The sequence below is a fragment of the Lujinxingia vulgaris genome (genome assembly GCF_007997005.1).
In the GTDB taxonomy this organism is placed as follows: Bacteria; Myxococcota_A; Bradymonadia; order Bradymonadales; family Bradymonadaceae; genus Lujinxingia.
Genome location: NZ_VOSL01000102.1, coordinates 1 through 6,715 on the forward strand (window position 1 = coordinate 1; position 6,715 = coordinate 6,715).

The 6,715-nt window shown below is 66.7% G+C and carries 5 protein-coding genes; 2 read left to right on the plus strand and 3 right to left on the minus strand.

Annotated features, from left to right (window positions below):
- From FRC96_RS16205 to era, 3 genes are all read right to left on the minus strand, one after another.
- Positions 1-2,859 (minus strand): serine/threonine-protein kinase (locus FRC96_RS16205; protein WP_146975956.1); only part of this gene is annotated, 2,859 nt, incomplete at its 3' end.
- A 27-nt stretch (positions 2,860-2,886) separates the two neighbouring features.
- Positions 2,887-4,209 carry a ribosome biogenesis GTPase Der gene (der, locus tag FRC96_RS16210; RefSeq protein ID WP_146975958.1) on the minus strand — a complete coding sequence of 441 codons (1,323 nt, stop codon included), beginning with the start codon at positions 4,207-4,209 and terminating at the stop codon, positions 2,887-2,889.
- Between the two features lie 77 nt (positions 4,210-4,286).
- Positions 4,287-5,231 carry a GTPase Era gene (era, locus tag FRC96_RS16215; protein WP_146975959.1) on the minus strand — a complete coding sequence of 315 codons (945 nt, stop codon included), beginning with the start codon at positions 5,229-5,231 and terminating at the stop codon, positions 4,287-4,289.
- A 52-nt stretch (positions 5,232-5,283) separates the two neighbouring features.
- On the opposite strand from era, the gene FRC96_RS16220 reads away from it, so the two are divergent.
- Positions 5,284-5,619: a hypothetical protein gene (locus FRC96_RS16220; protein WP_146975961.1), complete on the plus strand. Its 336-nt coding sequence runs from the start codon at positions 5,284-5,286 to the stop codon at positions 5,617-5,619.
- 56 nt (positions 5,620-5,675) lie between these two features.
- On the plus strand, positions 5,676-6,715 hold a 1,040-nt coding region (locus FRC96_RS16225), incomplete at its 3' end, for a hypothetical protein (protein ID WP_146975963.1).

Below are 6,715 nucleotides of genomic sequence, written 5' to 3' on the forward strand. Positions count from 1 at the left end.
GAGGTCGCCGCTGAGTTCGGCGACGCGCCCGCCTTCCAACTCGACGCGGGCGAGGTCGCGGGAGGCCGAGCGCGCTTTAAAGACGTTGCGGGCCTGCTTGAGGAGGTGTTGCGCGCGCTCGAGGTCTCCGGCGTGTCGGGCGGCCACACCGGCCCAGCTTGCGGCCTCGGCGGCGACGCCGTTGAAGCCGAGTGAGGCCGCCTGCCGCTGGGCGGCTTCGGCCAGTGTGCGGCAGAGCCCGTAGTTCGCGCGGGCCGCAGCCAGCCAGGCGCGATCGACGGCGCATTGCAGCGCGGCGCGCTGGCCGGTGCGCTCTTCCAGATCTTCGGCGAGGGCTTCGCGCCAGGCGATGAGCTCCTCGGCGTGGAGATACTCACTGCGTTGGATGGCCTGAGCGATCGCGAAGCGGAGGGGTGTGAGCGCGCGGTCGGCGCAGCGTCCTTCGACCCAATGCCAGGCCACGCGTTCGGCGACCCCGGACGCGCTCAACGCGTAGCGTTGCTCCAGGACGTCGGCGGCCGCCTGATTCCAACGGGCCCAGCGGCCGGCCTCGCGCGCGGAGCGCTCCAGGCTTTCTTGAAGTAGGCCGTGGGCAAAACGCCAGCCCTGGTCGTGGCGTTGCGCCAGGCTCGCGTCAATGAGGCGAGGCCCCAGCTCCTGCGGGGAGGGCAGACCGGCGCGCTCGCAGATCGCCCGGAGCTCCTCAAGCTCCACGACAACTCCGAGGGTGGCGGCGACCTCCAACTGCTGCATCACAACGTCATCGGAGCTGCCGGCAAACGCCCGCACCCGTTCATCCCAGAGCGCGTAGATGTCGTCGGGGATCGCGACATCGGCCCCCGGCCGAAGCACAAAACCATCGCGTCCCATCACAAGTTTGCCGCGCGCCACCCAATCCGCGACGAGCTGAACGGCAAAGAGCGGGACCCCGTCCACGCGTTTGAGCACATGCTCGGCGAGCCCGTGATCAAGGCGCAAGAGCGTGCGCACCAGCGCCTCACCGTCCTCACGTGCCAGGGGCGTCAGCACCAGCCTCATCATGCCCTGGGCTTCGAGATCTGCGAGGCGATCACGCTCCGCTTCACGTTCCTCAAGGGCCTCGGAGCGCGCCGTCATCACCATAAGGATCGCGGCGGGATCACGCTCCTGCATCTGCGCGATGTACGCGGCGAGCTCAATGGCCTCCGGCCCCCAGGCGACATCGTCGAGCCACAGGATTACCGGGCGGCGGGCCGCGCGGCGCTTGAGGTAATGGTACATCACCGAGAAGCGATCGCCCTGGGTGGACATCCGCATCGAGGTCGCACGTTGCCCCTGCTCCTCTCGGGCCGGCGCGGCCACGATCTGCGCGAGCCCCTTGAGCATATGGGGGTCGTTCACGCCGAGGGGCTCTCCGAGGCGCTCCAGCCGACTCAGCGCATCTTCCAGCGGAAGGTGCACACAGCCCAGGTGACGCGAGAGCATCGGCGCCACACCGTCACGCGGCGCCTGTACCGCGCTATGCCAGGCCTCCAGCGCCACCGCCCCCCCGACCTCTTCCGCCCGCTCGCAAAGCCACCTCGCCAGCTGCGACTTCCCGGTGCCAGCCGCCCCCTCAATGAGCACCATCTGCGCGCGGCGTGTGTGGTGCACGCTGTGCAGAAGCCCCCAGAGCTTGTCGCGTTCCTCTTCCCGATCCACCAGCGGGATGGCCCGCAACCCGAAGAGCCCCAGGCTGATCCCGATGAGCTCGTTGGAGATGGACGCGTCGTGCCCGCGACGCCAGCTCAGCGGCAGCGGTGGACCGATCGCCTCCGGTGCCGCACACCGCGGCGCCTCATCGATCGCCGCGCCCCAGTCCCCGGAGTTGAGCGAGGCTGTGGAGGAGCGCCGCGTCTCCCCGGCGTGAAGCTGCGGCACGATCATCGTCGTCTCCGCGGCCCGCTCCTCGTCGTCGAACTCACTGTCGAGATCGTACCAGCTGACGTCTTGCGCAAAGAGCGGCCCGTCGGCCTCACGCTCCTCGGGCAAGGTCAGGTTGGCCAGCGCCCGGGCAGCATCCGCCGCGCGTTGAAAGCGATCGCAGGTGCGCTTGGCCATCATCGTCTCAATCCAGGCCTGCAGCCCCTCGGGAACCTCAAAACGCGGCTGAAGCTGCGGCACCGGATCCTTAAGATGCTTCGCAGCGATCTGCCAGGGGGCGCCACCCGCAAAGGGCCAGCACGCGCTGACCAGCTCGTAGGCCATGCACCCCAGACCGTAGAGGTCCGTCCAGGGCCCGTAGTCGCGCCAGAAGCCGCGAAGCTGCTCGGGGGCCATGTACTGCGGGGTGCCCCAGACTTTGCCAACTTTACCTTCATCGTCGAAGATCGAGTCGACATGCACCAGCCCGAAGTCGGTTAACTTCAAGGACCAGTCGGGGCCGCATCCCACAAGGACATTTTCAGGTTTGAGGTCGCGGTGAATCAGCCCGCGCGCGTGGGCGTGCCCCAGCGCATCGAGCATCCGCAGAAGCAGCGCTTTGAGCTCGGGCCACTCCATGTGGCTCAAGTGGTCGATCAGCGCCCCACCTCGCCCGTACTCCATCACCAGATAGGGGCATCCTTCCACGAGCGATCCCCCCGACTGGCGCGCCGTCGACGCCTCGATCGTCCCGTAGTCGAGCAGGGTGACGATGTGAGGATGATCCAGCGCGGCGACTGCGCGGAGTTCCGCCTCAAAGGTGCGGCGGTACTCATCGTCGGTGACCACCTCCGGATGAAGGATCTTCACCGCGACGTCCACCCGACTGGCAAGGTGGCGCCCCTCCCACACCTGCCCCATGCCCCCCTTCCCGATGGGCGCGACGAGCTCGAACTCTGAGCAGATGATTCTGGACACCGCTCCTCTCCCCTGGCGTCAGGTCACTTAATCGCGATCGCGTTGCTGGCGCGGACGCAGCACGGTGCGCAAAGGCACGCCCTCAAAGGTGTAGGCCTCGCGCAGCTGGTTCTCCAGGTACTTTCGGTACGAGGGCGCCACGGCCTCGACGTAGTTGACCGAAAACATAAAGGTCGGCGGGCGCGTGGCGACCTGCGAGATGTAGAAAAACTTCGCGCGGCGGTTGCCGTGCATCGGCGGCGAGTGCCGGGCCACGGCCCCTTCCAGGAATCGGTTGAGCTCGGAGGTCTGAACGCGGCGGGTGTACTGCTCAAAGACCGTGTCGACCGCACCGAGGATCTTGTGCACGCGCTGCCCGGTGAGCGCCGAGACAAAGATCACCGGCGCGTAATCGACAAACTGCAGCTCCTGCCGCAGCGACTTCACATACTCACCGGCCGTGTTGGTATCTTTCTCGACCAGATCCCACTTATTGACGAGGATCACGCAGCCGCGCCCGCGGTTCTGCACCACCGAGGCGATCTTCTTATCCTGCGTGGAGATGGGCTGGGTGGCGTCGAGCACCAGCAGCGCCACGTCGGCGCGGTCAATGCTGCGGATGGCCTGCACCACCGAGAACTCTTCGAGGCGCTGGCTGATGCTGCGTTTGCGGCGAAGCCCGGCAGTGTCGATGACCAGGTACTCCTTGCCATCGACGCGCACCATCGTGTCGATGGAGTCGCGGGTGGTCCCGGCCACGTCGCTGGTGAGCAGACGATTTTCGCCCAGCAAAGCGTTGATCGTGCTGGATTTGCCGGCGTTCGGCTTACCCACCACCGCGATGCGGGCGAAGGGCTCGTCTTTGAGGACTTCGCCTTTGGGGGCGTCCTCCATGACATCGTCCATCAGCGGGTCAAGGCCGATGCCGTGCTCGGCGCTCAGCGAATAGAGCGGGACACCGAGCTGGTAGAAGTCCGCCAAAAACTGCTCCTGACCGGTCCAGGTGTCGATCTTATTGACCGCCAGAAACACCGGCTTGTCGGTGGTCCGCAGCAGCTCAAAGATCTCCTGGTCGGCCCCGGCCAATCCGGCGCGGCCGTCGACCACGAAGATGATGGCGTCGGCCTCATCGACGGCGAGCTGCGCCTGATGGCGCATCTGCTGGAGCATCGGGTCTTCGGAGCGCGGCACAAAGCCCCCGGTGTCGACCACGGTGAAGGGGCGGCCGAACCACTCCCCATCGCCGTACTGGCGGTCACGGGTCACGCCCTCAAAGTCGTGCACAATCGCGGTCTGCGACTCGATCAGGCGGTTAAAGAGGCGGCTCTTCCCCACGTTGGGGCGGCCGACGATGGCGATCATAAAGGCCATGGTAGTTTCGTCACTTGCATGGTGCGGCGGCGCAATTCGCGCGGCCCTGTTGAACTTCGGAGGTGGTGCGTTCTTGATTATTCGTAACCAAAACGGTGCAGGTGGCGCGACTTCTCACTCCACTGGGGCTCGACCCGCACGAAGGTCTCCAGAAAGACCTGGCGGCCGAAGAAGCGCTCCAGCTCGGCGCGCGCGGCCTGGCCGATGGCTTTGATGCGCTGGCCGCCCTGCCCGATGATGATGCCCTTCTGGCTGTCACGCTCGACATGAATCACCGCCGAGATCTCGAGCAAGTCGCGTTGCTCATCTTCATTAAAATGCTCGACCTCCACCGCCACGCTGTAGGGGATCTCTTTGCGGGTCTGCAGCATGACCTGCTCGCGCACAAACTCCGCGGCCAGAAAACGCTCGGCCTGGTCGGTGAGCATATCTTCGGGGAAGAGCAACCCCTGGTGGGGAAGATGCTCAAGCACCGTCTCCACAAACGCGTCGAGCTGCTCGCCGGTCAGCGCGCTGAGCGGCACCACGGCGGCGTAATCGGTACGCTCGGTGAGCGCGTCGATCATCGGGAGCAGGAGGTTCTTATCTTTGATCTGATCGATCTTGTTGAGCACGAGCAGCGCGGGAACCTCGGCTTGAGAGAGTCGCTCAATGACGTAGCGCTCCTCGGGCGGAAGCCCCTGCTGGCCGGTGCGGCGCTGCCAGCCGGCGAGCGCGGCGGCGTCGACCATGTGGCAGACCACGTCCACTTCGCGCAGGCTCTGCAGGGCGACCTCGTTCATCACGCGGTTGAGCCGCTTGGGGCCCTGGTGGATGCCGGGGGTGTCCACAAAGCAGAGCTGGCCCTTTCCACTTAAGGTCTGCACCCCTAAGATGCGGTTGCGCGTGGTCTGGGGTTTGGAGGTGGCAATCGCCACCTTCACACCGAGCACGGCGTTCATCAGCGTAGATTTGCCTACGTTGGGCTGACCCACCAGGGCGACAAATCCGGCGGGCAGTTCAAGGGGTGTGGAGTCCGACATGAGTATTCCAGGGATAGCGCGCCGAGCGCGCGCACGGTTAGGAGCGTTGCTGGTGGTCAGTATGCTGGCGATGATGGCCTGCTCCGAGCCGGAGGCCACCGAGACCGAGCTCTTTGAGGCGGCCGAGGTCCATTATCGCGGGGGAAACTACGGTGAGGCGCTCTCGGGCTACGAAGCGTTCTTGAAACGCTACCCGGCCAGCCCGCTGGCGCCGACGGTGGAGATGCGTCTTCGCAATATCCACCGCGAGGTCAGCTCCGTGATGGAGCGCCAGGGCTCGCCCAGCCCCGTCTATCACGGTTCGCGCGGCGATCAAAGCGCGGCCGCCGCCCCGCTGAAGGTTCCGAAGCCTCCCGCGCCACCATCACCCGACCATGCTAACGAATAAGGTGTTGGCCCGCCAGATTGCCCCTCGACGTTGAACTTGCTCAGGCTGATTGAATTGTGAATGCCAACCTCTGGCGCGTGCTCGCGCTGCGGGGCCAGCAGTGGCGAAACCGCGCCGCTTCGCGCCCCTCCAACCGCCCGCTCACTCTGCTGATGAGCGCCCTGGGGGTGCTCGCGCTCCTGGGCGCGGGCCATCTCCTTGCGCCCGATCTGCTGGCGCCTCCCGAGGCGCTGGCGACCAGCCAGGGTGTTGACGCCGGCCGTCTTCCGCCCGGGCAGAACGCGCTCGAGGCGGCCTTCTGGCTGAGCGCGCTGCTGGCGGCGGTGCTCAACTTCCGCGTGATGGAGCTGCTCTTTCGGCGCAGCGATGCGCTGGCGTTGCAACCGCTGCCCATTCGGCCCTCGGCGTTCTTTGTGGACCGCACCCTCTCCACGCTCACTGAGGCGAGCTTGAGCGCGGCGGGAGCCAGCCTGCTCTTTGTGCCGCTTTTCTGGAGCGGCGGCGCGGCGGCGGCGCTGACGTCGATCGCGATGCTCTTCGGGGCGTTGTGGTTGGGCGCGGGGCTCTCGATGTGTGCGATGGTGCTGGCCGGCCGGCAATTGATCCCCGAAGACGCGCCCACCGGCGGAGGCGGGGTGAAGCTCGGGGGCGACATCTACGGGGGCAGCGGCCAGATCTTTCTCTACGCGCCGGGGGTGGGGCTGGCGGCGGTGGTCATCGCCGCGCTCTTCTGGAAGTTGCTGCTCGGTGAGCCGCTGCGTCTGGAGCGCTTCAGTGAGCCTTTCTGGATCGGCAGCGCCCTGCTCGCGGCAGCGTGGCTGGTGGCGATGGTCGCCTCCTGGCGAACGTTTGCGCAGCATTACCACGCGATGGCCGCGCGCTTCCGCGAGGCCGACAGCGCGGAGTTTCAGGCGGTGATGGACTACCAGCGCTCCTCGTTTGAGGCGCCGCAGCGCCTGGAGCGGGGTTTGAGCCAGGGCGCGGCGCTGGCCTACCGGGCACTGGTGCTCGACGGCGACCGCCGCCTGGCCGCCGGGCGCGTCGGCTACGCCGTGGTCCTCGTGCTCGCCGCGGTGGGACTGGCCGTGATCGATGC

What these genes read in the sequence shown, in the direction of transcription:
- der (WP_146975958.1), bottom strand. Translation starts at nt 4,209, where the DNA reads ATGGCCTTTATGATCGCCATCGTCGGCCGCCCCAACGTGGGGAAGAGC.
- era (WP_146975959.1), bottom strand. Translation starts at nt 5,231, where the DNA reads ATGTCGGACTCCACACCCCTTGAACTGCCCGCCGGATTTGTCGCCCTG.